Source organism: Hymenobacter convexus (genome assembly GCF_030580955.1).
In the GTDB taxonomy this organism is placed as follows: Bacteria; Bacteroidota; Bacteroidia; order Cytophagales; family Hymenobacteraceae; genus Hymenobacter.
The window spans coordinates 22,500-46,730 of sequence record NZ_JAUQON010000005.1; the positions used below are offsets into that span (position 1 = coordinate 22,500).

General features: G+C 61.3%; 23 protein-coding genes. 12 read left to right on the forward strand and 11 right to left on the reverse strand.

The genetic code is table 11. From position 1 onward, the window contains the following. Positions 1-54: 54 nt before the first annotated feature. The 3 genes from Q4S41_RS11755 to yihA form a co-directional block, all read right to left on the reverse strand. Complete coding sequence (locus tag Q4S41_RS11755; protein ID WP_305031318.1) at positions 55-672, reverse strand: DUF5606 family protein; 618 nt, start codon at positions 670-672, stop codon at positions 55-57. A gap of 125 nt (positions 673-797) precedes the next feature. After that, the gene (locus tag Q4S41_RS11760; protein WP_305031319.1) at positions 798-1,250 is read right to left on the reverse strand and encodes an energy transducer TonB; all 453 of its coding nucleotides are present in this window, start codon (positions 1,248-1,250) and stop codon (positions 798-800) included. 96 nt (positions 1,251-1,346) lie between these two features. After that, on the reverse strand, positions 1,347-1,967 hold the full coding sequence (gene yihA, locus Q4S41_RS11765) for a ribosome biogenesis GTP-binding protein YihA/YsxC (protein ID WP_305031320.1): 621 nt from the start codon (positions 1,965-1,967) through the stop codon (positions 1,347-1,349). A gap of 437 nt (positions 1,968-2,404) precedes the next feature. Here yihA and Q4S41_RS11770 point away from each other — a divergent pair, with 437 nt between their 5' ends. The 4 genes from Q4S41_RS11770 to Q4S41_RS11785 all read left to right on the forward strand — a co-directional run bounded on the left by Q4S41_RS11770 (position 2,405) and on the right by Q4S41_RS11785 (position 7,137). Continuing rightward, positions 2,405-4,660, forward strand: a complete 2,256-nt coding sequence (locus Q4S41_RS11770) for an OmpA family protein (protein WP_305031321.1) — start codon at positions 2,405-2,407, stop codon at positions 4,658-4,660. A gap of 174 nt (positions 4,661-4,834) precedes the next feature. Continuing rightward, the gene (ubiE, locus tag Q4S41_RS11775; protein ID WP_305031322.1) at positions 4,835-5,563 is read left to right on the forward strand and encodes a bifunctional demethylmenaquinone methyltransferase/2-methoxy-6-polyprenyl-1,4-benzoquinol methylase UbiE; all 729 of its coding nucleotides are present in this window, start codon (positions 4,835-4,837) and stop codon (positions 5,561-5,563) included. Further along, complete coding sequence (gene porT, locus Q4S41_RS11780; RefSeq protein WP_305031323.1) at positions 5,512-6,312, forward strand: type IX secretion/gliding motility protein PorT/SprT; 801 nt, start codon at positions 5,512-5,514, stop codon at positions 6,310-6,312. The genes ubiE and porT overlap by 52 nt, the downstream gene beginning before the upstream one ends. Before the next feature lie 78 nt (positions 6,313-6,390). Further along, positions 6,391-7,137, forward strand: a complete 747-nt coding sequence (locus Q4S41_RS11785) for an SDR family NAD(P)-dependent oxidoreductase (protein ID WP_305031324.1) — start codon at positions 6,391-6,393, stop codon at positions 7,135-7,137. A gap of 57 nt (positions 7,138-7,194) precedes the next feature. Here Q4S41_RS11785 and Q4S41_RS11790 read toward each other — a convergent pair whose 3' ends face one another. Beyond that, positions 7,195-7,848 (reverse strand): alpha/beta hydrolase, encoded by a 654-nt coding sequence (locus tag Q4S41_RS11790; RefSeq protein ID WP_305031325.1) that lies wholly within the window; start codon positions 7,846-7,848, stop codon positions 7,195-7,197. Between the two features lie 4 nt (positions 7,849-7,852). After that, complete coding sequence (gene cdd / locus Q4S41_RS11795; RefSeq protein ID WP_305031326.1) at positions 7,853-8,350, reverse strand: cytidine deaminase; 498 nt, start codon at positions 8,348-8,350, stop codon at positions 7,853-7,855. A gap of 190 nt (positions 8,351-8,540) precedes the next feature. Between cdd and Q4S41_RS11800 the strand changes: the two genes are divergently transcribed. The 3 genes from Q4S41_RS11800 to Q4S41_RS11810 all read left to right on the forward strand — a co-directional run bounded on the left by Q4S41_RS11800 (position 8,541) and on the right by Q4S41_RS11810 (position 11,830). After that, positions 8,541-9,887, forward strand: a complete 1,347-nt coding sequence (locus Q4S41_RS11800; RefSeq protein ID WP_305031327.1) for a saccharopine dehydrogenase family protein — start codon at positions 8,541-8,543, stop codon at positions 9,885-9,887. Positions 9,888-10,111: 224 nt separating this feature from the next. Next, positions 10,112-11,107, forward strand: a complete 996-nt coding sequence (locus Q4S41_RS11805) for a hypothetical protein (RefSeq protein ID WP_305031328.1) — start codon at positions 10,112-10,114, stop codon at positions 11,105-11,107. 30 nt (positions 11,108-11,137) lie between these two features. Then, the gene (locus tag Q4S41_RS11810; protein ID WP_305031329.1) at positions 11,138-11,830 is read left to right on the forward strand and encodes an ABC transporter ATP-binding protein; all 693 of its coding nucleotides are present in this window, start codon (positions 11,138-11,140) and stop codon (positions 11,828-11,830) included. A gap of 68 nt (positions 11,831-11,898) precedes the next feature. On the opposite strand, the gene Q4S41_RS11815 is transcribed toward Q4S41_RS11810, so the two are convergent. The 6 genes from Q4S41_RS11815 to aroQ all read right to left on the reverse strand — a co-directional run bounded on the left by Q4S41_RS11815 (position 11,899) and on the right by aroQ (position 16,447). After that, on the reverse strand, positions 11,899-12,624 hold the full coding sequence (locus tag Q4S41_RS11815; protein ID WP_305031330.1) for a tRNA1(Val) (adenine(37)-N6)-methyltransferase: 726 nt from the start codon (positions 12,622-12,624) through the stop codon (positions 11,899-11,901). Positions 12,625-12,650: 26 nt separating this feature from the next. Continuing rightward, complete coding sequence (locus Q4S41_RS11820) at positions 12,651-13,397, reverse strand: nucleotide-binding protein (protein WP_305031331.1); 747 nt, start codon at positions 13,395-13,397, stop codon at positions 12,651-12,653. 54 nt (positions 13,398-13,451) lie between these two features. Next, positions 13,452-13,925 (reverse strand): ribonuclease HI, encoded by a 474-nt coding sequence (gene rnhA, locus Q4S41_RS11825; protein ID WP_305031332.1) that lies wholly within the window; start codon positions 13,923-13,925, stop codon positions 13,452-13,454. A 99-nt stretch (positions 13,926-14,024) separates the two neighbouring features. Beyond that, positions 14,025-14,585, reverse strand: a complete 561-nt coding sequence (locus tag Q4S41_RS11830) for a MarC family protein (protein ID WP_305031333.1) — start codon at positions 14,583-14,585, stop codon at positions 14,025-14,027. 144 nt (positions 14,586-14,729) lie between these two features. Beyond that, positions 14,730-15,797, reverse strand: coding sequence for an aminotransferase class V-fold PLP-dependent enzyme (locus Q4S41_RS11835; protein WP_305031334.1), 1,068 nt, complete (start codon positions 15,795-15,797; stop codon positions 14,730-14,732). Positions 15,798-16,000: 203 nt separating this feature from the next. Then, positions 16,001-16,447 carry a type II 3-dehydroquinate dehydratase gene (gene aroQ / locus Q4S41_RS11840; protein WP_305031335.1) on the reverse strand — a complete coding sequence of 149 codons (447 nt, stop codon included), beginning with the start codon at positions 16,445-16,447 and terminating at the stop codon, positions 16,001-16,003. Positions 16,448-16,617: 170 nt separating this feature from the next. On the opposite strand from aroQ, the gene xerD reads away from it, so the two are divergent. From xerD to Q4S41_RS11865, 5 genes are all read left to right on the forward strand, one after another. Then, positions 16,618-17,517, forward strand: a complete 900-nt coding sequence (xerD, locus tag Q4S41_RS11845; RefSeq protein ID WP_305031696.1) for a site-specific tyrosine recombinase XerD — start codon at positions 16,618-16,620, stop codon at positions 17,515-17,517. A 212-nt stretch (positions 17,518-17,729) separates the two neighbouring features. After that, positions 17,730-20,732 (forward strand): FtsK/SpoIIIE family DNA translocase, encoded by a 3,003-nt coding sequence (locus Q4S41_RS11850; RefSeq protein WP_305031336.1) that lies wholly within the window; start codon positions 17,730-17,732, stop codon positions 20,730-20,732. Between the two features lie 120 nt (positions 20,733-20,852). Beyond that, positions 20,853-21,497, forward strand: a complete 645-nt coding sequence (locus tag Q4S41_RS11855; RefSeq protein ID WP_305031337.1) for a LolA family protein — start codon at positions 20,853-20,855, stop codon at positions 21,495-21,497. Positions 21,498-21,565: 68 nt separating this feature from the next. Beyond that, the gene (locus tag Q4S41_RS11860; protein ID WP_305031338.1) at positions 21,566-22,867 is read left to right on the forward strand and encodes a DUF2851 family protein; all 1,302 of its coding nucleotides are present in this window, start codon (positions 21,566-21,568) and stop codon (positions 22,865-22,867) included. Continuing rightward, positions 22,864-24,228, forward strand: a complete 1,365-nt coding sequence (locus tag Q4S41_RS11865) for a hypothetical protein (RefSeq protein ID WP_305031339.1) — start codon at positions 22,864-22,866, stop codon at positions 24,226-24,228. Before Q4S41_RS11860 ends, Q4S41_RS11865 begins: the two co-directional genes overlap by 4 nt. The last annotated feature ends 3 nt before the right edge of the window (positions 24,229-24,231 follow it).

Here is a 24,231-nt window from a genome sequence, read left to right on the forward strand (position 1 = left end):
AAAAAAGCCGCTCCTACATCAGGAGCGGCTTTTTTGTTGGTGCCCAGGCGGATGCTACTCGGCCTTCTTGCGGCTTTTTTTGGCGGGAGCTGTTGCTTCCGGGTTGCCTTCGGCGGCAGGGGCCTCGTCGGCGGCGCCAATTACGCCACCCGTGCTCAGCGGCTCGTCGGCAGCAGGCTCTTCAGCCGTTTTGGCCGATTTGCGCTTGGCTTTGGGAGCGGCGGTTTCCTCGGTTGCGGGAGTTGCTTCCGCAGCTTCGGTAGCCGGCGTTTCGGCGGCTTGGTAGGGGCGGTGCTTGCTCACAATGCCGTACCAGCTGGCCAGCTTCTTGATGTCGGACAGGTATACCCGGTCGCGGTCGTAATCGGGAATCACGCCGGCCAGGAAATCGGTCAGCTCGCCTTCGCTCGACTTGGCCGACACGGGCGAAGCCGCGCCGTGCTTCTGGTAAATCCGCTCAAATACCTCCGTCAGCGGCACGGTCTCCTCCGGGTCCTGGGTATAGATGGAGATTTCCGACAGCAGCGACACTTTGTTGCGAGCCGGGGCCAGCGTCCGGGTGGCTTTCTCATCGAGGCTTTCAACCAGAACGCCGTGGCGGGCGGCGCGCACCAGGCGGTACAGGCCGGGCATGCCGCTGATGGCGGCCAACTCTTGCAATTCGTAGGGCATTGTAACTTAAATAAGGAATGAAAAATGAGGAATGAAGAATGAGGAACGAAAAACGAATGCCGGCCAAAAAGCCATTCTTCATTCCTCGTTCCTCATCCCACGTTCAACAAGTACAAAACTACGGATTATTGCGCATCCGTTGCGTTCGAAGCCGTCTGCCCCAGTTTGAACACGATGGGCAGGCTGGCCCGCACCGGCAGCTCGGGCTTCTTGAATTTCAGCAGGCGCACCACGCGCAGGGCTTCTTCGCCGGTGCCGCCGCCCAGCTGCTTCACAATGCGCATGTCCTGCATCGTGCCGTCGGCATTCAGCTGGAAGCTGATAATGCACTGGCCCTGAATGCGGTTGCGCTTGGCCATCACGGGGTAGTGCAGCTCCTTGCTGATGAAGTCGTACATGGCCGCCTGGCCGCCTTCGTAGTACTCGGCCACTGGAATAGATTTGCCCACCGCGCCAATGCCGGTGCCTTTTTCGCCCGGGGCCTGGCCGGCGGGGGTGGTGTTGGGGGTGGTTTGGGCCAGCGCCGGGGCGGCAGCGGCCAGCAGCAAGCCCAGGGCCAGCTGCGAAACGGAACGCATTTTCGTCATGATAAAAAAAATGGGGGCGGGGAAATAAAGAAGAAGGGGAAACGGCCCACCACGGACCAAGCCGCAGTTGGCAATTTAGGGGCCAATCTACGCATTGGTAGCGGCATCGGCCGCCCACTGCTCGTTCACTTCGCCAATAAAGTTGAGCACCTCGTCGCGCCCGAGGCCAGTTTCGGCCGAGGTAAGAAAGTAGCGGGGCAATTCGTCCCAGATTTCGCTCATCTTCTTCAGATAATCGGCAAGCAGGGCCTTGGTCTGGGCCGTCGACTGCTTGTCGGCCTTCGTAAAGACCATCACGAAGGGTACGCCTTCCTCGCCGAGCTTTTCCATGAATTCTAAGTCAACCGCCAGCGGCGGGTGGCGCGAGTCGATGAGCACGCACACGCACATCAGGTTGGCGCGGTGCATCAGGTAATAATTAATCATGCGGGCCCATTCAGCGCGCGATGTTTTGCTCACTTTGGCGTAGCCGTAGCCCGGCAAGTCCACCAAAAACCATTTGTCGTTGATGACGAAATGATTAATTAATTGCGTCTTGCCCGGCGACGCGGAGGTTTTGGCCAAGCCATTGCGGCCGGTGAGCATATTTATTAAGGATGATTTTCCGACGTTGGAACGACCAATAAACGCATATTCGGGCAGCGTGGGGGCGGGGCAAAGGTCGGCGCGCGAATTACTGGTCAGGAAGCGGGCATCGTGAATAATCATAGGGCAGCGGCAAGTAACAAAACAGGGGGAAAGCCCAAAATTACGCCTGAATACCAGGGAATCCCCGCTAAATAAAAACAGGCCAATGAATGGCTATTTCAGGTCTGCCTCTATATTTGCGCGGCATGCCCTCCAACTCAACGGGCCCTGCTGCTGGCTTCGACCACCCTTATTAATGGCCGATTATTCGCTGAAAACCGCTTTTCGTAAGCAAACGACCTACCTTTGCCCGACTTCTGCGGCTTTTGCGGCAGCTTCAATATGGGGGCTGGGCGCTTTCATACGGTTACCTTCCGGGCAAATCAGCATTAAAGCCTAACCCTGGCTTAGAAAATCAGTATAAGCCCCAAATAAAGTTCCCTGCCCCTGCCCAAATAGCGGCGCATCTCTACTTACAACCCCTTCAGAAATTCTTTTTTTTCTAAATCACTCCTCCAATGGACAACTTATCCAGAAGGTTACTGCAAGCGTCGTGCGCCGTTGCCCTCACCGCCGCCATCGCCTCCCCGGCCGAGGCGCAAAGCACGCGTAAGGACCTCAAAACCGGCAACAAGTTCTTCGAGCAGGAAAATTACCGCGCTGCCATCCCGTACTACGAGAAGGTACTGGCCAAAGACCCGAACAACGCCAAAGCGCTGTTCAATGCTGGTATTTCCTATATGTCGTTCGACAAGGAGAAGGCCAGCGACTACATCTACAAGGCCCAAAAGCTGAAGCCGAAAGTGTCGAAAGACGTGGAGTACTGGCTTGGCCGGGTCGACCACCTCAACTACAACTTCGACGAGGCCGTGGCCCACTTCCAGGCCTACAACGCCACGCTGAAGAAGAACGACCAGCGCAAGGAGGAAATCGCCCAGCTGATTAAGCACAGCCAGAACGCCAAGGTGCAGTTCAACTCGCCGAAGGACATCTTCGTGAAAAACCTGGGCCCGACGGTGAACACGCCGTATTCGGAGCATAGCCCGGTTATTTCGTCGGATGACAAGCTGCTCATCTTCACCTCGCGCGGCGAAAACGTGACGGGTGCTTCGGGCAAGCCCAGCGACAAGAAAAACAAGGCCATTGCCGCCGACGGCGAGTACTACGAAGACGTATTCGAAACCACGCGCGTAGACGATGAAAACTGGCAGAAGCCCCGCTCGCTGAGCGGCGTGCTCAACGGCAAAGGCCACGATGCTTCCATCCAGCTGTTCGACAACGACAGCAAGCTGTTGATGTACCGCAACGATAACAACGGCGACATCTTCGTTTCGGATAAAACCGGCGGCGACTGGTCGACGCCCAAACCGTTGAATGGCAACATCAACTCGAAGTCGTTCGAGTCGGATGCTTTCATCACGCCTGACGGCAAAACCATCTACTTCTCGACGGGCAAGTACTCGGAGGACGGTACACTGGACCTTTACTACAGCACCCGCGCCGATGGCGGCGACTTTGGCCCGGCCAAGTCGCTTGGTGCAAACATCAACACCAAGTACGACGACGACAGCCCGTACCTGAGCAAGGACGGCAAGACGCTGTACTTCTCGTCGCGTGGTCACAACACGATGGGCGGCTACGATATCTTCAAGTCGGAGTGGGACAGCGTGGGCCGCAAGTGGGGCGCTGCTCAGAACATGGGCTACCCCGTAAACACCCCGGACGATGACTCCTACTACCGCCTGAGCCCCGATGGCTCGTATGCCTACCTCAGTTCGTACCGCATCGGCGGCTACGGTGAGAAGGACATCTACACCATCAACTACATCAAGAACGCCAACATCAAGGGCAAGGTGTTCTCGGCTAAGGATAGCACCACGGTAATCCCGGGTGTGGAGCTGGTGTTCAGTGGTCAGCAAGCCGATAAAACGGCTCTGAGCTTCCGCGACATCTCGAAAACGGATGGCTCGTACCAAGTGGCCGTGCTTTCGGGCCGTACCTATCAGGTAGCGGTGAGCAAGGACGGTAAGCCGATTGAGACGCAGGAATTCCCGGTGCCGGTGTCGACGAATGACTCGACTACCATCATCAAGAACTTCTACATCAACTACGTCGATACCACCAACAACGCTTACCTGGCCGCTCGGAACATCTATTTCGACACCGACAAGTACAAGCTGCGTCCGGAGTCGATTACGCGTCTGAACGAAATCACCCAGTTCCTGACCACCAATTCGGGCATCAACATCTCGATTGAAGGCCACTGCGACTCGCGCAACACCGACGAGTACAACATGGTACTCGGCCAGAACCGCGCTCAGGCTGCCTACAACTACCTGAAGAAGCAGGGCATCACCGAAACCCGTATGAGCACCGTGAGCTACGGCGAGCGTCGTCCGGCTGCGCCGAACGATTCGCCCGAGAACATGCAGCTTAACCGCCGCGACGAGTTCAAAGTGGTGGGCGGCACGGGTGCCGGCATGATTGACAACTCGGGTGCTACCGGCACCGGCATGGGCACTGGCTCGACCACGACCACCGGCACTTCGACCACGACGACCACCACGGCTACTCCGCTGTCTCCCGGCAAGAGCAAAGTGAAAATGGCCGACGGCACCAAGGTAAAAACCAAGGTGGACGAAGATTCCGACAAAGTGAAAGTGAAAACCAAAGGCCCCGCTGGCGACACCAAAACAACCACCAAAAATGGTGAATTGGAAGGCAAAGCCAAGGACGCCAATGGCGAGAAAACCAAAATCAAAGCCAAGAACTAATCCTGGTTGAGGTTAAAAGTTGGGAAGCGGGCTGGGCAGTATGTCCGGCCCGCTTTTTTTGCCATTATGGTGGCAGTTTATTCAAATAGTAATTGCTTTTTTTAACAAACCTGTGCGGTTGGGCGTTTGGGGAAAGCAATTTTCCCGCATCCTTACCGTTCTTTGCGCCCGCTCATGGCCGTATTACCCTACAAAGACAACTCCGCCGACAAGAAATCGCAGGTTGCCCAGATGTTTAATTCCATCGCCGGCAAATACGATTTCCTCAACCACTTCCTCAGCGTGGGCACCGATATTTATTGGCGGCGCAAGGCGGTGGACGAGTTGAAAGCATTGCGGCCGGCACGCATTCTGGACATTGCCACCGGCACCGCCGATTTTGCCATTGAAACCCTTCGCGCAGCTTCGCCCGACGCGCAGGTGACCGGCGTGGACATTTCGGAAGGAATGTTGGAGGTGGGCCGCCGCAAGCTGGCCGCTAAAGGCCTCGGCAACCGCATTCAACTCGAACTCGGCGACTCGGAAAACCTGCCGTTTGCCGATGGCGAGTTTGATGCCGTGACGGCCTCTTTTGGCGTGCGCAACTTTGCGCATCTGGAGGCGGGTCTGGCCGAGATGCAGCGCGTGCTGCGGCCGGGCGGCAAGCTGGTGATACTTGAATTCAGCAAGCCGACGGCGTTTCCGCTTAAGCAAGCATATAATTTTTACTTCCGCCGGGTGCTGCCGGTTTTTGGCAAGCTTATTTCCAAAGACCAGTCGGCCTACACATATCTGCCTGCTTCGGTGCAGGCATTCCCCGACGGCTCCGATTTTCTGGCCATTCTGGCCAAAGTCGGCTTTAAAGAACCTGCATGGCAACCCCTCACTTTCGGTATAAGCTCCATTTACACGGCGCACAAGTAACGCGCCTCGCCTTGGTGGGGGCCGTGCTGCTGTTGCTGCCCACGCTGGCGCAGGCACAGCGCAAGGCCCAGTCGCGGGCAAACCGCGGCAAGAACGGCACCCTGAAATCCATTACGGTGCAGAACCTGCCTTCGTACGACGAGCGGTGGTTTCATCCGGGCATGTACGTGGCGTTCACCAATTCGCGCTTCAACGTCGAACAGTCGGCGCAGTACGTGGCCCGGCAGAATATGACGGCCAATGCCATCAACAGCCCTAGTCTGGGGGTGGGTTTTATTGGGGATGCGCGCATTGGCGGGCCTCGCTCGCCGTTCATCTTCCGGTTTGCGCCGGGGGTGAGCTTTCTCACGCGCAAGGTGGAGTTTATCCCGCGCGGCACCCCATCTGACTCCATTGTGACGCAGGATGTGACGGCTACCGTGGTGCAGTTTCCGCTGCTGCTCAAGTACCAGTCGGACCGGCGGCGCAACGCGCGCATGTACATGATTGCGGGCATCAGCCCCAGCGTGACGGCCAGCAACCGCCGCAGCGACCCGCTACGCAACCAGCTGCGCACCCTGAACAGCGACCTGACCCTGGAATATGGCGTGGGGCTGGATTTGTTCTATCCTTTGTTTAAGCTGGCGCCAGAACTGCGCTTTTCGCACGGCCTGCGCAATCTGCTGGTGGCCCACAACGACATGCTGAGTACCAGCTTGCAGAGCCTGAGCACCAATTCGGTTACGCTGTACATCAATATCCAGAACTAAGTTAGTTGCTGGTTGTCAGTTGTTTGTATCCGACAGCTGTTCAAAAGAGCTAACAACCAGCAACTGACAACAATAACTATGCGGACTGCATTTATTACCGGCGCCTCGTCGGGCATTGGCCGGGCCACGGCTGTGGCGCTGGCGGGGGCTGGATTTGAGTTGGTGGTGACGGGCCGGCGCCGGGAGCGCCTCGATGAGCTGGCGGCCGAACTGGCCCCGGTGCCGGTGCACGTGCTGGCTTTTGACGTGCGCGACCGGGCAGCGGTGGCCGCTGCCGTGGCCACGCTGCCCGCTGCCCTGCGGGCCCCCGATGTGCTGGTGAACAACGCCGGCGGGGCCCACGGGCTCAACCCCATTCAGGCCGGCGACCCCAACGACTGGGACCAGATGCTGGATGCCAACGTGCGCGGCCTGCTGAACGTGACGCACGCGCTGCTGCCGGGCATGACGGCCCGCCAAACCGGCTTCATCCTGAACATCGGCTCCATTGCCGGGCAGGAGGCCTACGCCAACGGCAACGTGTATTGTGCCAGCAAAGCGGCCGTGCAGATGCTCACCAAAACCATGCGCCTCGACCTGCTGCCCACCGGCGTGCGCGTGGCCGAAGTGAACCCCGGCGCGGTGGAAACCGAGTTTTCGCAGGTGCGCTTCAAGGGCGACGAGGCGCGGGCGGCAAAGGTATACGAAGGATTCGAACCGTTGCGGCCGGAAGATATTGCCGACGTCATTGTGTTTATGGTGACGCGGCCTCCGCATGTAACCATCGCGGAAGTGTTGGTGCTGGCCGGGGCGCAAGGCGCGGCTACCACGATAAATCGCAAGTAATTCGCTTCAGATGAGCAAGCCCCGCCGGCCGCGCTATCGCGTTGCGGGCGGGGCTTGCTATTGGCCGGAAAGGAGTACCCTTTCCAGGATGGAACGGTTTAGCTCGTGCTTGCCGGCAAAGGTGACCAACTGCGTATTGGCTCCGAACTGCTGCAGCTGCACTTGTTGTTGCTCCGCCTGGGCGAGGGAGATGTATGCATCTTCGGTGCCAATGACGAAGGTGAGCGGGAGGCCCTGCAGGAGTTGGCGGGCGGTGGCGGGGGCAATATCCGGTGGGAAGCTACCGGCCCAGAGGATGAGGTGTGCGGGCCGAAACGACGCCTGCGCCAGCCACCGGCCCACCGTGGCGGTGCCCTGCGAAAAACCCAGCACGGTGATTTGAACGTTGGAAGGACACTCGGCCAACACCTTTTCGGCCAGTTGATTCAGAAAGCCGATGTGGTCGGCAATTTCGTGCTGGCGGTCGTCGCTGGTCATCCAGCTGGCGCCCACGCGGCCACCGTTGCCGCGGAGATAGAAACGGGAGAGGCCTTCGGGCGCAACGATGACGGTGTGCGGGTCGGCCTCGGCAAGAAAGCTGAAATGGCGGATGAAGTAGGCGGCCAGCTGGCCGTAGCCGTGGCACACAAACAATACGCGGCGCGTGGCGGCCGAAAGGTCGCCCAGCTGCTGGTAGCGCGCGGTGCGGGCAACGGTGAGGTGGCGCTCCATGCGGCTAGGCCGGCGGCAGGTCGTCGGCCGAGAAGTTGAAGGGCATGAGGGTGGCCAGGGTGCTGAAACGCAGGATGGTGCCGTTGCGGCTGGGCAGCAGCAGTGGAATGGGTTGGCTCTGCCGGCTTTCGTATTCGAGCATCACCTGGCGGCAGGCCCCGCAGGGAAAGGCCGCGCCAAACTCGCCGTGGCTGGGCCGGGCGGCCACGGCCATGGCCACAATGGGCGCGTGGCCGGGCTGGCTGGCCGCGAGGCCGAACAGGGCGGTGCGCTCGGCGCAGAGGCCGGAGGGGTAGGCGGCGTTTTCCTGGTTGGTGCCTTTGAAAATGGTGCCATCGGCGAGGAGCAGGGCGGCCCCGACGTGGAAGCCGGAGTAAGGCGCGTAGGCCTGGTCGGTGGCGTCGCGGGCGGCCTGCCAGGTAGCTTGCTCGGAGGGGGTGAGTTCGGTGGCGGAGTCCAGCTCTTCGAATGTAATGAGCTGCTGGCGAGAATTGCGGGCCATAGGGATGGGAATAGGGGCGGCGAAGATAGGGCGCTGCGGGTGAACGGGAAGGAAACCACCTGTCATCCTGAGCGCAGCGAAGGACCTTCTCACGTCAGAACAAATCTTTTTAACGTGAGAAGGTCCTTCGCTGCGCTCAGGACGACAGACGGCGTTCGTTTCATTACCCCCCTCGCTCTACTTTTGCCGCATGACTTCCCGCCTGTTGCTCCTCGGGGCTGGCCGCTCGGCCTCGTCCCTCATTCAATACCTGCTGCGCCACGCGCCCACCGAAAACTGGTTTCTGACGGTGGCCGACGTGAACCCCGCCCACCTGGTGCCGGTGCTGGCCGCGCACTCGCAGTACGCCCGCGCCGTGCCGTTTTCAACCGAGAACGAAGCGCAGCTGGACGAGCTGGTGGCCCAGGCCGACGTGGTGATTTCGATGCTGCCGGCCCTGCTGCACCCGGTGGTGGCGCGGGCCTGCGTGCGGCACGGCCGGCACCTGGCCACGGCCAGCTACGTGAGCCCCGAGATTCGGGCGCTGCACGACGAGGCGCAGGCCGCCGGCGTAACGCTGCTCATGGAATGCGGCTTGGACCCCGGCCTCGACCACATGTCGGCGATGCGGGCCATTGCGCACATTCGGGCGCGGGGCGGGCGCATCACCACCTTCAAGAGCTACTGCGGCGGCTTGCTGGCCCCCGCGGCGGAGGGCGACAATCCGTGGAAATACAAGTTCACCTGGAACCCGCGCAACGTAGTGCTGGCCGGCCAGAGCACCGCCAAATTCCTGGAAAACGGGCACCCGCGCTTTATTCCGTACCAGCAATTATTTGCCCGCACCGAGACGCTGACGGTGCCCGGATACGGCGAGTTTGAGGGCTACGCCAACCGCGACTCGCTCAGCTACCGGGCGCCGTATGGGCTGGAAGATATTCCGACCATTCTGCGCGGCACGCTGCGCCGGCCGGGCTACTGCGCCGCTTGGCATGCGCTGGTGCGCCTGGGCCTGACGGACGACAGCGTGAACCTCGACAACCCCGAAACCATGACCTGGGCCGAGCTGGTGGCGGCGTATCTGCCCACGTCGCACAGTCCGCACCTCGACCTGGCGCCGCGCGTGGCCACCTACCTCGGCCTCAACCCCACCGGCAAAGAAATGGGCCGGCTGACCTGGCTGGGCCTGTTTTCGGACCGGCCCGTGGGTCACGCCCATGCCACGCCCGCCCAACTGCTGGAACGGCTGCTGGCCGAAAAGTGGCAGCTCCAGCCCCACGACCACGACCTGATTGTGATGCAGCACCTCTTCGAATTTGAATTGGACGGCGCCCCGCACCGCCTCACCTCATCGCTGGCCGTGGAGGGCGACGACGCCACCCACACCGGCATGGCCAAAACCGTGGGCCTGCCCCTGGGCATGGCCGTGCGCCGCCTGCTGCGCGGCGAAGTGCCCCAACGCGGCGTGCTGATTCCGGTGCAGCCGGAGCTGTACGAGCCCATTCTGGACGAGCTGGCCGCTGGGTACGGCATTCGGTTCGAGGAAGTGGAAGGCTAAGGGCCGCGCCCGAAGCCGAGCCGGCAGATGGCGGGCCGGGAAGTGAAAGTGCTGGCGCTGCGGCTTGCCGCGAATGTCGGCCGAGTGGGCTTTCCCAATCGGTAGAATTCGATGCTGGCAGCTTACCATTCGGGGCTGTAGCGGCCGTCTTTCGCCAGGCTAGCCGTGGTGTAACGGCTCCTGATACTGCAATAGTAGCCTGGCAATGGGCGTTACTTGCGGGCATGATACCACTCCGGGCTTACTTACTATTGCGCGGCCGTCTGCTGTTGCGCTTGCTCGGCGAAGTGGGGGTGGTGCGGCTGGCGCTGTTGGGGCCGGTGTTGGCGGTGATGCTGGGACGGGCTTTGGTGCTGGCCGCGCCCCACCCGATAGGCCAGTGGGCTGTGCCGGTGCTGGTGGCGCTGGCCCTGGCCTCGGCCCACCGGCAGCGGGCCGACTTACGTTTTCTGGCCACCAGCGCGCCGGATTATCATTGGTGGGTGGCCGCAGAATACGCCTTGGTGGCGCTGCCGGCCGCGGTGGTGCTGCTGGCGTTTGGCGGCTGGAGTGCGGCCGCGCTCACGCTGGGGCTGGCCCCGGCCGCGGCCGCCCTGCCCCCCGCCCGCGAAAGCCGCAGCACCCGGCAGCGGGCGCACAGCTTGTTTCGGAGCGAGGCGTTTGAGTGGGTGAGTGGCTTGCGGGCGGGTGGCCATTGGGCGTGGCCAGCGCTGCTGGCCGGGGCCGTTTGGCAGCACGAGACGCCCTTGGGTCCGGGCCTAGCCCTGCTAGGATGGCTGCTGGTGCTGCTAGGTAGCTACGGCACGCCGGAGCCGCTGGCCATGCTGGCGGTGGCTGCGCGCACCCCGCAGCAGTTTCTGCGCCGCCGCCTGGCACTGGGCACAGGCTACGCCGCCCTGACCGGGGCACCATTTTTCTGGCTGTTGGCGGCGGGGCCCGCTGGCGTGGGGGGCACGCTGGCGGTAGGCGTCTTCTGGCTGGGGCTGGTGGCGCTGCTGATTTTGACCAAATATGCTTTTTATCCCAATGCGGTGCACATCCGGACTACGCAGGCCCTCGTGGTGGGGGTGGCGCTGCTGTTGCCCGGCCACCCGGTGTACCCGGTGTTGCTGCTGGTGGCCGTGGGCGGGCTCGTCTGGCAAAGCCAGCGCCGGCTGCGCGCGGTGCTGGGGGAGTATAGACCGACACCAGAACGTCATGCAGCGCGCAGCGAAGCATGATGTTTTAGCGTCAAATATTCATTCAATAACATGCTTGAAATCCTGAATCTGCGCAAGGCCTACGGCAGCCACGTAGTTCTGCACGATGTGAGCCTGACCCTGCAGCCCGGCGCTATTCACGGCCTGGTGGGAGCCAACGGCGCGGGCAAGACCACCCTTATCAATTGCCTCTACGGGCTGGAAAGCGACTTCGGCGGCACAGTCCACGACACCGCTGGCCGCGCCGTGCGCCAGCACACCGGCCTGCTGCCTTACGAGCCGTACTTCTACCCGCGCCTCACCGGGCGCGAGTACCTGGAATTTTGCCTGCAGGCGCGGGGCCAGCCGGTAGTTAATTTCGAGACCTGGAACCAGCTGCTGGAACTGCCCCTCGACCAGTATGCCGACGAATACTCAGCCGGCATGCGCAAGAAGCTGGCGCTGCTGGCCCTGCTGGTGCAAAACCTCGACTACCTCATCCTCGACGAGCCCTTCAACGGCCTCGACCTCGAAGCCAACCTGCTGTTGAAGGAAATTCTGAAACGGCTGCGCGACCGGGGCACGGGCATTTTGCTCACCTCGCACATGCTGGGCGCCCTTACCGAAACCTGCAATGAGATTTCGGTGCTGGCGGGCGGACACGTGCAGCGCCACTACACCGCCGCCGAGTTCGGCACGCTGGAAACCGATTTGCTCGACAGCCTGCACCGCGAGAAGCTGGGGCTGCTGGCGGGACTGGTGTAGCGCGGACGCCGTAAGTCCGCGCGGTTGTTTCCACCCCGGCGCGGACTCGCCGAGTCCACGCTACAATGCTACAGTGCCAGATAGAACCCGGCCAACAGGGCCCGGAAATCCGCCGAGTACAGCGTATCATCGCCCGCAGCCCGAATTGTCAGTTCCGTTTCCTGCACCGCGTCCGCTTCCCGCCGAAACCCGGTGATGTGCCGCAGCGGCTTGCTGCCGGGCCGATGCCGCACCACCAGCCGGGTGGCGGGGCGAAGCCCAGCCTGCGCCGCCACTGCCTCAAAAGCCTGCATCTCGGCCGGTGGCAGCAACACGGTGAGCAAGCCTTCGGGCAGTAGCAGCTCATCTGCGAATGCAGCTAGAGCTTCGAAAGAGAGAGAGCTCGCATTTTCGTGGCGGGCGGCAGTACGGGCCGCGTCCGGCGAGCGGAGCGACTGCCGGAAAAACGGCGGGTTGCAGATGATGTGGCTGAATGCGGCGGGCTGGGTGGCCGCATAGTCGGCCAGGCTTAGCGCGTGTGCCCGCAGGCGGTTGGCCCACGGGCTGGCCGCCACGTTGGCGGCTGCCTGGGCCGCGGCTGCCTCGTCAATCTCAATGGCCTGAATATCGACGGTGGGGTGGCGCTGAGCGGCCATCAGGGCCAGCAGGCCGGTGCCGGTACCGATATCGAGCAGGTGGGTGGCGCCGGTCAGGTCGGCCGCCGCGCCCAGCAGGCAGGCGTCGGTGCTCACCTTCATGGCGCACGCGCCTTGTTCGAGGCGGAACTGCTGGAACTGGAAGTAGTCGTTGGGCATGTAAATCAGCCGACTAATGAGTCCATTCAGGAAGCCGCATCGATAATATGTTGCGCTTCGATAGAAAAACCCGCGTCCTTCAACCGGGAAACTAGTTTAGGGACAGTTTCCTTTACGTGGTTCTGAAAAGGAATGTAGAGCTGATTGCCTGCATCGGATGGTAATTCCAGTTTCCCTTTTTTTAAAATGATGGTATTGGGACGGCCCACTGCCGCCATCAACATCCCCATCTCAAGAATTACGTTCTGCCGGGCTCGCGGCTGGATACTTTCGGCTCCATCAACTTTTGCGTACCCCATATCATCGGGCGTAAGCAAAACAATTCCACAGGCAGAGCTACCCTTTGTCCCAATTTCCGCCTCCAAAGCCTCCATAATAGTTAGTCCCTTTCCACTTGTATTGGCCAAGACAAATGGTTGAATCCCTAGTTTGCGGATGACTAATTCCAATTGTTCAAGGGATGCATGGTCATGGCCATGAACCAGGAATATTTTTTTTATTGGTGTGTCTGCTGTTAAAATACCTCTATTTGGCGTCGTGGAAGCCGGAGTGGCCTCATGACTTTCAAGAATTTGAATAAGTGCGGAAAGTTTATCTTTCGCGGCCTGATTGCCTTGTAACAGAATGGTTTTTGTCGAGGAATACCAACTTATTGTTGCTTTGTCGGGTGTGCGGTAACGTAAGCCTTGTGGAAAATCTTCCCAGGTTCCACGCAAATTCTGCGCTTCAATTATATGTTTTAATTTATCCGCAGTACCTGAAAATTTTGTCATTACTGTTTTGGAAGTGCGTTGCTGTTAAATCGTTTCATAAATAATCACTGCTATTCAAGAATTTTTGGCCGCATCCATTTTTGCCTCATACCCCTCGTCCACCAGCAGCCCTTTGCCGGTGGCGCTTTGCACCGCCAGCACGTCGCAACGCTCGTTTTCGGCGTGGCCGGCGTGGCCTTTTATCCAGTGGAAAGTGACTTTGCGCTGCTTATACACGCGCAGGAAGCGGCGCCACAGGTCCTCGTTGGCCTTTTTGCCGAAATCGGCCTTGACGGCCCAGCCGAATACCCACTTTTTTTCCACGGCATCGACCACGTACTTCGAATCGGATACCACGCGGATGGGCAGCTCGGGCCGCGTCACGGCTTCGAGGCCTACAATCACGGCCAGCAGCTCCATGCGGTTGTTGGTGGTGAGGCGGAAGCCCTGGGTGAGCTCCTTCTCGTGGGGGCCATAGCGCAGAATGGCGCCGTAGCCGCCGGGACCGGGGTTGCCGCGGGCCGAGCCGTCGGTGAACAGGTGAATCATTGATGGTATGGCTGAATTGCTGGACTGTTAAATGGTTGAATTGGTGCGAATTAATCGAAACAGTTCAACAACGCAGCCATTCAGCAATCTGGCAATTAATTAAAAATTTGCTTTGAAAAGCTTGATGGCGATGGCCAGCAGTATCACGCCGAACACGCGGCGCAGCACGTCCTCGCCGGCTTTGCCGAGCTTGCGCTCAATCCAGGGGCTGGTTTTGAGCACCGCGTACACAAACACGAGGTTGAGCAAAATGCCCACTAGAATGTTGGGCAGGCTATAAGCGGCGCGCAGCGAGAGCAGCGTGGTCATGGTGCCCGCCCCGGTGATGAGTGGAAACGCCAGTGGCACAATGGAGCCGGTGCTGGCCGTGAGGTCGGAATGAAAAAGCTGGATGCCGAGTATCATTTCGAGCCCGATGAGGAAGATGATGACCGCCCCGGCCAGCGCAAAGCTTTCGTTGTCAACGCCCAGCAAGCTCAGAATGCTCTGACCCAAAAAGAGGAAGGCCACCATGAGGCAGCCCGCCACGCAGGTGGCCAGCTCGGCTTTAATCTGCCCTTCGCGCTGCCGAATCTGGATGATAATCGGGATGGAGCCGATGATATCAATCACCGCAAACAGCGTGAGCGTAACGGAAAGGATGTGCTGGAAATTGAACATGGGCGTAATGGTGCTTTTTGAACGTCATGCTGCGCGCAGTCGACGCATCTCGCGTGCGGCAGTAATTCAATGCTATTGCAACGAAGCGAGCGAGATGCGTCGGCTGCGCGCAGCATGACGTTCTTTTTCTGTTTTAAGCCCCCATCACCCCGGATATTCCTTCACGAAAAACTGCACCAGGGCTTCCATCGCCGCATCGGGCACGGCAGGGAAGTTGGCGATGCGGATGGTGGTGTTTTTCAGCGGGCCGTAGCCGCTGCCGAGCTGCAGGCCGGCCTCCTTGGCTTTGTTCTTGATTTCTTCGATGAGGGCCGCATCGCCACGCAGGCCAATGACGGTAGTGGAGCGAGTTTCGTAGTTGTGGACGAGGGGCGAAAGCGGCGTGGCCTGCTCGAAAAAGGCGTAGAGCTTCTCGGCGCGGTCCACAAGGTGTTGGTGCACGGCTTTGATGGGCTCGCGGTCGGCCAGCACGCGGCTCAACAGGTAGATGTCCAGCACGTTGGGCGTGTAGTTGGTCTGGTAGTTCAGCATCTGGCTGAGCATGGCGGGCAGGGCGTTGTAGTGAGCCCGGTCGTTCACGGTTTTGGCCAGGGCCACCGCTCTTGGCGACAAAATCATCACGCCCAGGCCGGCGGGCAGGCCGAAGCACTTCTGCACCGAGCCAAACCACACGTCGGCCTTGATGTACTTCAGGTTCAGGCCGGCCAGCGAGCTGGTGGCGTCCACGGCCAGCAGGGCGCCGCCGAGGCGGTTGTAGAGGTTGAGAATGAAACCTTCGCGCAGCTGGGTGGCGGTGCTGGTTTCATTCTGCGTGATGCACACCAAGTCGGTGTCGTCGGCGGCGAAGGGCAGGCTGGCAATGTCGGGCAGCTCATCGAGCCCGAAGCTCATGCCCGTGCTGGCCGGGCGCAGGGCTTTGGCGTACTTGTACCACTTCTCGCCAAAATCGCCGTTGTAAAGGTGAAACGAGCGGCGCGGCGTCAGGCTCTGGGCCAGAATTTCCCAGCACTCGGTGGCCGAGCCGGTGAACAGGACGGTGTAGTCCTGCGGCACGTTGAGCTTGGTTTTGAGGTCGGTGACGGTTTGGCGCACCAAGCCGATTACTTTTTCGGACCGGTGCCCGGCCGAGAGCCAGTTCTCGTCAAAAGCATCGGTAAGGTACTGGCGCACGGCCGGATATACGGCCGAAGGCCCGGGATTGAAAGTATACATTGTCGGAACCACGGCGGGCCGCGGATTTTTCGGATTTCACGGATTTTGAGGGCGGCGTATTGCCAGCCGCCACCTGCCCGGCTCTAACGAGGGCGCTTGGGAAAGCGTGTAGCGAGCCGAAAAGTTGTTGGGCACAAAGGTCGCAGACTTCCGCCGACAAAATCCGGGAAATCCGAAAAATCCGCGGCCCGCTGTGGTGCCGGCTACACCCGAAACCCGACGCGCTTGGGCTGCTGGTTCACGAACCACTGCACGGCCAGCCGGTAGCTTTCCAGCCCGAAGCCGCTGATGCTGCCGGCGCAGTGGCGGCCCAGCAGGCTCTTCTGGCGGAAGTCTTCGCGGGCGTGCAGGTTGCTCAGGTGCACCTCCACCACGGGCGTGTTGATGGCAGCCACGGCATCGGCCAGGGCCACGCTGGTGTGGGTGTAGCCGCCGGCGTTGAGCACGATGCCGTGGTGCGAGAAGCCCACCTCGTGCAGCTTATCAATGAGCACACCCTCGTGGTTAGACTGAAACTGCGTGAGCGTTAGTTGCGGGAAGGCTTCTTCGAGCTCGGGGAAAAAGTCTTCAAAAGAGCGGTTGCCGTAGATGCCGGGCTCGCGGCGGCCGAGCAGGTTGAGGTTGGGGCCGTTGAGAATTAAGATGTCCATGTTGGAGGTTTTGAAGGCCAAAGAACGGAGGTAGCAATGCGACACTTCGCGTCTCGTCGTTGAACGATGTCGTCAGGAAATTTTCCAGCGACGCTCGAACAGCGCACATGCAAAGACGCGAAGTGTCGCGTCTCTACCTCCGTTCTTTGCCGATTCAAACGTCCAAGCCCATGACCTGGCCCCAGGCCCTCAAACAGTTCGACGGCTACCTGCGCCTCGAAAAATCCCTCTCGCCCAATTCGGTGGAAGCCTACGTACGCGACGCCGCCAAGCTGCAGCAGTTTCTCGTGTTCCAGAAGCTGCCCATCGGCCCGCTGCAAGTCAGCACCGAGGTATTGCGCGAGTTTCTGAGCACGTTGCAGGGGCTCGGGCTGGGCGCTACCTCGCAGGCCCGCACGTTGTCCGGCCTCAAGGCGTTTTTCAACTTCCTCATCATGGAAGACCTGCTGAAGCTTGACCCCACCGACACGCTGGAAGCCCCCAAAACCGGCCGCCACCTGCCCGACACGCTCAGCTACCCCGAGGTGGAGCAGCTGCTGGCCGCCATCGACCTGAGCACCGACGAGGGCCTGCGCACCCGCGCCCTGCTGGAGGTGCTCTACTCGTCGGGCCTGCGCGTGAGCGAGCTGTGCGACCTGCGCCTGAGCAACATTTACACCGACGAAGGCTTCATGAAAGTGGTGGGCAAGGGCAATAAAGAGCGCCTCGTGCCCGTGGGCCGCGAAGCCCTCAAGCACCTCAACTTCTACCTCAGCGGCGTGCGCGGCCACCTCGACATCAAGCCCGGCGCCGAAGATTTTGCCTTCCTGAGCCAGCGTGGCCGCCCGCTCTCGCGCATCACCGTCTTCACCACGCTCAAGAAAGTGGCCGAGCAGGCGGGCTTGCGCAAAACCATCAGCCCGCACACGCTGCGCCATTCCTTCGCCACGCATTTGATTGAGGGCGGGGCCGACCTGCGCGCTGTGCAGGAAATGCTGGGCCACGCCAGCATCACCACCACCGAAATCTACACCCACCTGGACCGCGATTTCCTGCGGCAGGTGATTACCGAGTTTCACCCGCGCAGCTAGGGTGGGGGAGGAGTTGGTGATGGTGTTTGGGCTGTCGTGCTGAGTGCCGCGAAGAACCTTGTCACGCATGCCTGTTCGGGGTTGCCCGTCGTCGTTCATTGGTGATAAGGCTCTTCGCGGCGCGCAGGATGACGGACAGGCTTTATATTCCGCAAACGTTCGGCCCGCATCCCGCCCGCCGTGTGTAAATTTGGCCTTTATGCCTCTTCCGAATGGCCGATAACCGCTATAAAAATACCCCCGCCGGCCCCTCGGCTAACCGCCCCGCCGAGCCCCGGCCCACGCGGCGCAACGAGGCGCGCGCCAACGGCCCGGCCCCCGAGCCCGCCCCGGCCAGCGCCGCCGAGCCCCGGCCCGCTGCCGCCAACGTGCCCAAAGCCGCCCGCCAAGCGCCGCCCGCCAAGCCCGCCCGCCCACCCCGCGAGCCGCGCGGCCCCCTGCCCGGCGTGGGCAAGGTGCTCGACGTGCTGCGCGACCGCCGTTTCCACCTGTTTGTGGGTTTTGGCCTGCTGCTGGGCAGTTTGTACCTCACCATTGCCTTCACCTCCTTCCTCTTCACCGGCCACGCCGACCAGAGCGTGGTGGCCGCCATGGGCACCATTCCGACGAAGGAAGCCGGGCAGGAATCGGGCAACTGGCTGGGCCTGCTCGGAGCCTGGGCGGCGCAGTTGTTCATTTACAAGCTGTTTGGCGTGGCGGCGTATGCCCTCATTCCCATCGTGTTTTTTCTGGGGGCGAAGATTGTGTTTCGCACCGCCAAGGTTTCGGTGAGTTATGTGATGGCGCTGGGCCTGTTCACGATGGCCTGGCTGAGCGTGCTACTGGGCTATGTGGTGGTGACGCTGGCCACGCCCGGTGCCGACCCGGTGCTGGCCCACCGCCTCGATTTCCTGTGCGGCGGCGTGGGCTTTGAGGCCGCCTCCTGGCTCGACAGCCTCATCGGCTGGGGCACGGTGCTGCTGCTGGCCTTCGCGCTGATTTCGTTTGTGGTGTTCTTCTTCAACGTCACCAGCCTCAACCTGGGCCGTTTCCGAAGCCTCAGCACCGAAGACGACGCCGAGGAGGACGCCGAGCTGGAAGCTGAAATTGCCGCCGAACAGGCCGCCGCTGCCGCCCCCGTGGCCGCGCCAGCCGCGCCGCAAATGACGCTGAAAACGCGCCCCGCCGCCCCCGAAATCATGGTCACTTCGGCGGCCTCGGTATCTGCCGGTGGTGCCCAGGCCGCCGGCCCGGCCCTGCAGCTCCACGACGACGAGCCGGAAGAAACCCCAGTTCCGCAGGAGTTCGAGCCGGCCCCCCGCATAGGCGCCGGCCTGCCGCTGAGCGTGGCTGGCGCCGTGGTGGCGCCGGCCGTTTCGGCGGGTGTTTCTGCGGCCTCGGCCGCTACGACTGCCACGTCAGCCACTGCCGGGGCCGCCCTGCCGCTGGCCGTGAGCGGCCCGTCATTCTCCTTCGAATTGCCCGTGGCCGAACCGGAGCCCGCCGTGGCTCCTGCCGTGCCGGCATCCACCATTCCCACGCCGCTGTCGCTGGCCGACCTGGCCGATGGCGACATGCCCGCCGTGGCGCCATTGCTGCCCGTAGTGCCGGCCGCCCCGCGCCCGCTCGAAATCACCGTGCCGGGCCGCGACGACCTGGACCCCAACGCCGGGGCCGATATCGCCGCCGTGGCCGACGAGGACGAGGACGCCATGCCGCCCGGCAACTACGACCCCACGCTGGACCTCGCGCGCTTCCAGTTCCCCACCCTGGAGCTGCTCAACGACTATGGCATCCCCAAAGCCCAGGTAACCAAGGAGGAACTCGAAGCCAACAAGGACCGCATTGTGGAGACGCTGGGGCACTACGGCATCGGCATCGCTAGCATCAAGGCCACCATCGGGCCCACGGTCACGCTCTATGAGATTGTGCCCGAAGTGGGCGTGCGCATCTCCAAAATCAAGAGCCTGGAAGATGATATTGCCTTGAGTTTGGCCGCGTTGGGCATCCGCATTATCGCGCCCATTCCGGGCAAAGGCACCATCGGCATCGAGGTGCCGAACACGAAGAAGGAAATGGTGAGCATCCGTTCGGTGCTGGGCTCGGAGAAGTTTGCCAAGACCGAAATGGACCTGCCCATCGCCTTCGGCCGCACCATCACCAACGAGGTGTTCGTGGCCGATTTGGCCAAGATGCCCCACCTGCTCATGGCCGGCGCCACGGGCCAGGGCAAGTCGGTAGGCCTGAACGTGATTCTGGCCTCGCTGCTCTACAAGCGCCACCCGGCCACGCTAAAATTCGTGCTCGTCGACCCCAAAAAGGTAGAACTGAGCATCTTCAACAAGATTGAGCGCCACTACCTGGCCAAGCTGCCCGACACCGACGAGGCCATCATCACCGATACCAAGAAGGTGGTGAACACGCTCAACTCGCTCTGCATGGAGATGGACCGGCGCTACGACCTCCTCAAGGAAGCCGGCTGCCGCAACCTGAAGGAGTACAACGCCAAGTTCATCGAGCGCCGGCTGAACCCCAAAAAGGGCCACCGCTTCCTGCCTTTCATCGTGCTGGTGATTGACGAGCTGGCCGACCTGATGATGACGGCCGGTAAGGAAGTGGAAACGCCCATTGCCCGCTTGGCCCAGCTGGCCCGCGCCATCGGCATTCACCTCATCGTGGCTACCCAGCGCCCCTCGGTAAACGTAATTACCGGCATCATCAAGGCCAACTTCCCCTGCCGCATCTCCTTTAAGGTGACCAGCAAAATCGACTCGCGCACCATTCTCGACACCGGCGGGGCCGACCAACTCATCGGCCAGGGCGACATGCTGTTCTCGGCCGGCTCAGACCTGATTCGCGTGCAGTGCGCCTTCATCGACACGCCCGAGGTGGACCGCGTCTGCGACTTCATTGGCGAGCAGCAGGGCTACTCCGATGCCTACCTACTGCCCGAAGTGGCCGGGGCCGACGGCGACGCGGGCAGCGGCAACGAAGAAATGGACCCTTCGGAGCGCGACACCATGTTTGAGGAAGCCGCCCGCTGCATTGTGCTGCACCAGCAGGGCAGCACCTCGCTGCTGCAGCGCAAGCTCAAGCTGGGCTACAACCGCGCCGGCCGCCTCATCGACCAGCTTCAGCACGCCGGCATCGTGGGGCCGTTCGAGGGCAGCAAGGCCCGCGACGTGCTCATTCCGGATGAATATCAGTTGGAGCAACTGCTCAATTCGATGAAGTAGAGCGGGTGCCGCAAAACGAAATTTTGCGGCACCCGCGCCTTTTGGCCGGACGTTTGTTAAGCAGAATCCGTATCAGGGTTTTCAAACCCCGCACAGCGCCTTTTGAACATTCCTCTTCTAATGAAAAAATCAATTTCCTTCTTGCTGCTCGCCGTTTCGCTGGCTTTGCCCGCTGCGGCTCAGCAAGACCCCAAAGCTGGCAAAATCCTCGACCAGATGAGCGCCAAGTATCAGGCATTGAAGGCTTTCCAGGCTACTTTTACCCAGACACTGGAAAACCCCGGTGCCAAGGTGAAGCAAAACATCAACGGCGACATTGTGGTGAGCGGCCAGAAATTCCGCCTCAAAATCAGCGGCCAGGAAGTCATTAACGACGGCAAAACCACCTGGACGTATCTGAAGAACGAGAACGAGGTGAACATCTCGGATTCGGACCCGGACTCGCAGGATATGTCGCCCTCCCAGATTTATACGATGTATAAAAAGGGCTACAAGTACACCTACGTGCAGCAGGTGACCGAAGGCGGCGAGCCCCTCGATGTGATTGAGCTGGCGCCCGAAAACCGCCAGAATGACGTGTTTAAAGTGCGCCTGAAGGTGCGCAAGAAGGATGCGTCGGTGAAAAGCTGGCAGATGTTCAAAAAGAACGGCAACCAGTACACCTTCCTCATCAAAAACTTCAAGCCCAACCCCCCCACCGACGCTGGCACCTTTGCCTTCGACAAAGCCAAGTACAAAGGCGTGAAAGTGGTGGACCTACGTTAAGCTCCGCAAATAACTTGATTTAAGAAACGGCCCGCTTCGAAAGAGGCGGGCCGTTTTACATTTGTCCCATGCGCGAAGACTTTCTCCATTACGTTTGGCAGCACCAGTATTTCGACAAGCTGGATTTGCGCACCACTGATGGAGAAGAAATCCAGGTGCTGCGGCCCGGCCACCGCAACGCCGATGCCGGCCCCGACTTCCTGAACGCCCGCCTGCGCATTGGCGAGGTGGAGTGGAACGGGGCCGTGGAAATTCACCTGCGCGCTTCCGACTGGGCCCGCCACAACCACCAAACCGACCTCAAGTACGACCAGGTAATACTGCACGTGGTAGGCAGCGCCGATGCCGACGTGCGCCGCACCAACGGCAGCCTCATCCCCGCGCTGCCCCTGCAGGCCCGGCTGGCGCCCGAGCTGCTGGCCCGCTATACCGCCCTGGTAGAAGTTCCCGCCGCCGCGCCATTGCCCTGCGCTCCGCTGCTCGACTTGGTGCCCGAAATCACGAAAACGATGATGACCGAGCGCGCCCTGCTCGAGCGCGTGGAGCGCAAGGCCGACACCATTATGGAGCTGCACCAGGCGCTGGGGCAGGACTGGGAAGCCACCGCCTACCACGCGCTGATGGCTGCTTTTGGCTTCCAGAAAAACAGTGAGCCGCTAGCCCGGCTGGCCAAGGCCCTGCCGCTGGCCGTGCTCCGCCGGCACCGGCACGACCAGCGCCAGCTCGAAGCGCTGCTGTTTGGCCAGGCTGGGTTTCTGGTTGAAAATGAGGAGACAAACGGCGACGACTACATTCGGGACTTGAGGCAGGAACACGAGTTTTTGCGGCACAAATACAGCTTAGGCGAGGCCGCGCTGCGGGTGCACGAGTGGAATTACCTGCGCCTGCGGCCGGCCAACTTCCCGCCCGTGCGGCTGGGCCAGCTGGCCGGCTTGCTACACGCCCGGCCCGCGCTGTTCGATGCGCTGCTCACGGCCCAAAGCGTAGCGGCGCTCACCGACTTTTTTCAGGCGCCCGCGCCCGCCTATTGGCGCACGCACTTCCGGCCCGGGCGGCCGGGCAAGGTGCCGGCCCTGGGCAAAAGCAGCATCGACCTGCTCGTTACCAACGTGGTGGTGCCGCTGCGCGTGGCCTACGCCCGCTACGTGGATAAGCCCGAAGTAGTGGAAAGCAGCGTGGCCCTGCTCGGCCAATTGCCCGCTGAGCACAACCAGTTCACGGATGTATACGAGGCCCTGGGCTTCACGCACCGCTCGGCGGCCGACTCGCAGGGCTTGCTGGCCTTGCACAAAACGTACTGCGTCCCGCGTCGTTGCCTGCACTGCGCCATTGGCGGCCGGCTGGTGCAGCAACCCCGCATTGCTCGATGATAAACGAACTAGCCCTTCTGCTGATAAAACTAGCGGTAGCCGTCGGGGTGAATGCGCTTTTCCTGCTGTGGCTGCTGCCGTGGGTGGCCCGGCAATGGGGCGAAGCCACCGGTTGGTGGCGTGGCGCTTTCGCGCTGGGCATGGGCCTGCGGCTGGGCACCGGGCTGGCAAAACACTGGCACCTGAAGCTGGATGCCAACTACATGAGTTCGGTGGGCGATGTGGTGACGGAGCAGCTGTGGCTGGACCCGTGGAATTTCGTGCAAATGCTGACCCAATCGGTCACGGTATTGCCGAACGTGACAGGTAAGTATTTATTCGTTTACCAAAGCAGTTCCAATACCTGGAACATGGCTAAGATATTGTCCCTTTTGAACTTAGGTTCTTTGGGTTGTGCTCAGGTAAACGCGCTGTACCTGAGTGTATTCGCATTCGTTGGGTGCTGGGTGTTGGTACGGGCCCTGGCCACCTGCTTTCCGGGCACGCCCGCCGGAGCCGGGGTGGTGGCTTTGTTGGTATGGCCCTCGGTGTGGTTCTGGGCCACGGGCATCAGCAAGGAAGCCGTGCTGTTGGGGTCGGGCGCGTGGCTCACGGCTCGGGTGCTGGCCTGGCTGTACGCCGGCAAGGCGGCCGGCTCGGCACGGGGCGGCGGCTGGTGGGCCGGCACGGCCGCGCTGGCGGTTTTGCACGTGGCGATGCGCTATTTTTTTGCCTTGCCGCTGCTGGCCGTGTTGGCAGGGCTGGCGGTAGGGCGGGGGCTGGAGGGCCTGCTGCCGCGGCGGTGGGCGGCGGTGCTGGGAGTAGTGGCGGTGTTTGGCGCCGGAGTCTGGATAGGGCCGGAAATCAGCGTGGCGTTTCGGCTCAATAAGTTTGTCTATCAGGTTATTAAGGTATACAGCTTCGATGTGGTGCAGTCGGCCGACCGTCCGCATTTTGAGTACCCCAATTTGCGGCCGACGGCCAGCAGCATTGCGGCTCACGCCCCGCAGGCAGTGGCCAACGTCCTCACCCAGCCGTGGCCGGGGCAGTCGCGCCAGCCGCTGTATTTGGCGGCGGGGCTGGAAAACGCGGTGCTGCTACTCCTGCTGGCGCTGGCGGTGTGGGCACTGGTGCGCGGGCGCGGGGGGCACCTGCCCTTCGGTGTGGTGTTCGCGCTGAGCGTGTTTTGCTTGTTGCTGGCCTTTCTTATTGGCATCACCACGCCCAATCTGGGCTCGTTGCACCGCTACCGGAGTACCCTGTTGCCCTTTTTGTTGCTGCTGCTGCTGCAAAACGACTACGCGGCCAAGGGCCTGCGCCGCTTGCTTGCGCGCGTTGGTTCGCTAATCCAGACCCGGCCCGGACGCACGCCAAACGCGTAACTT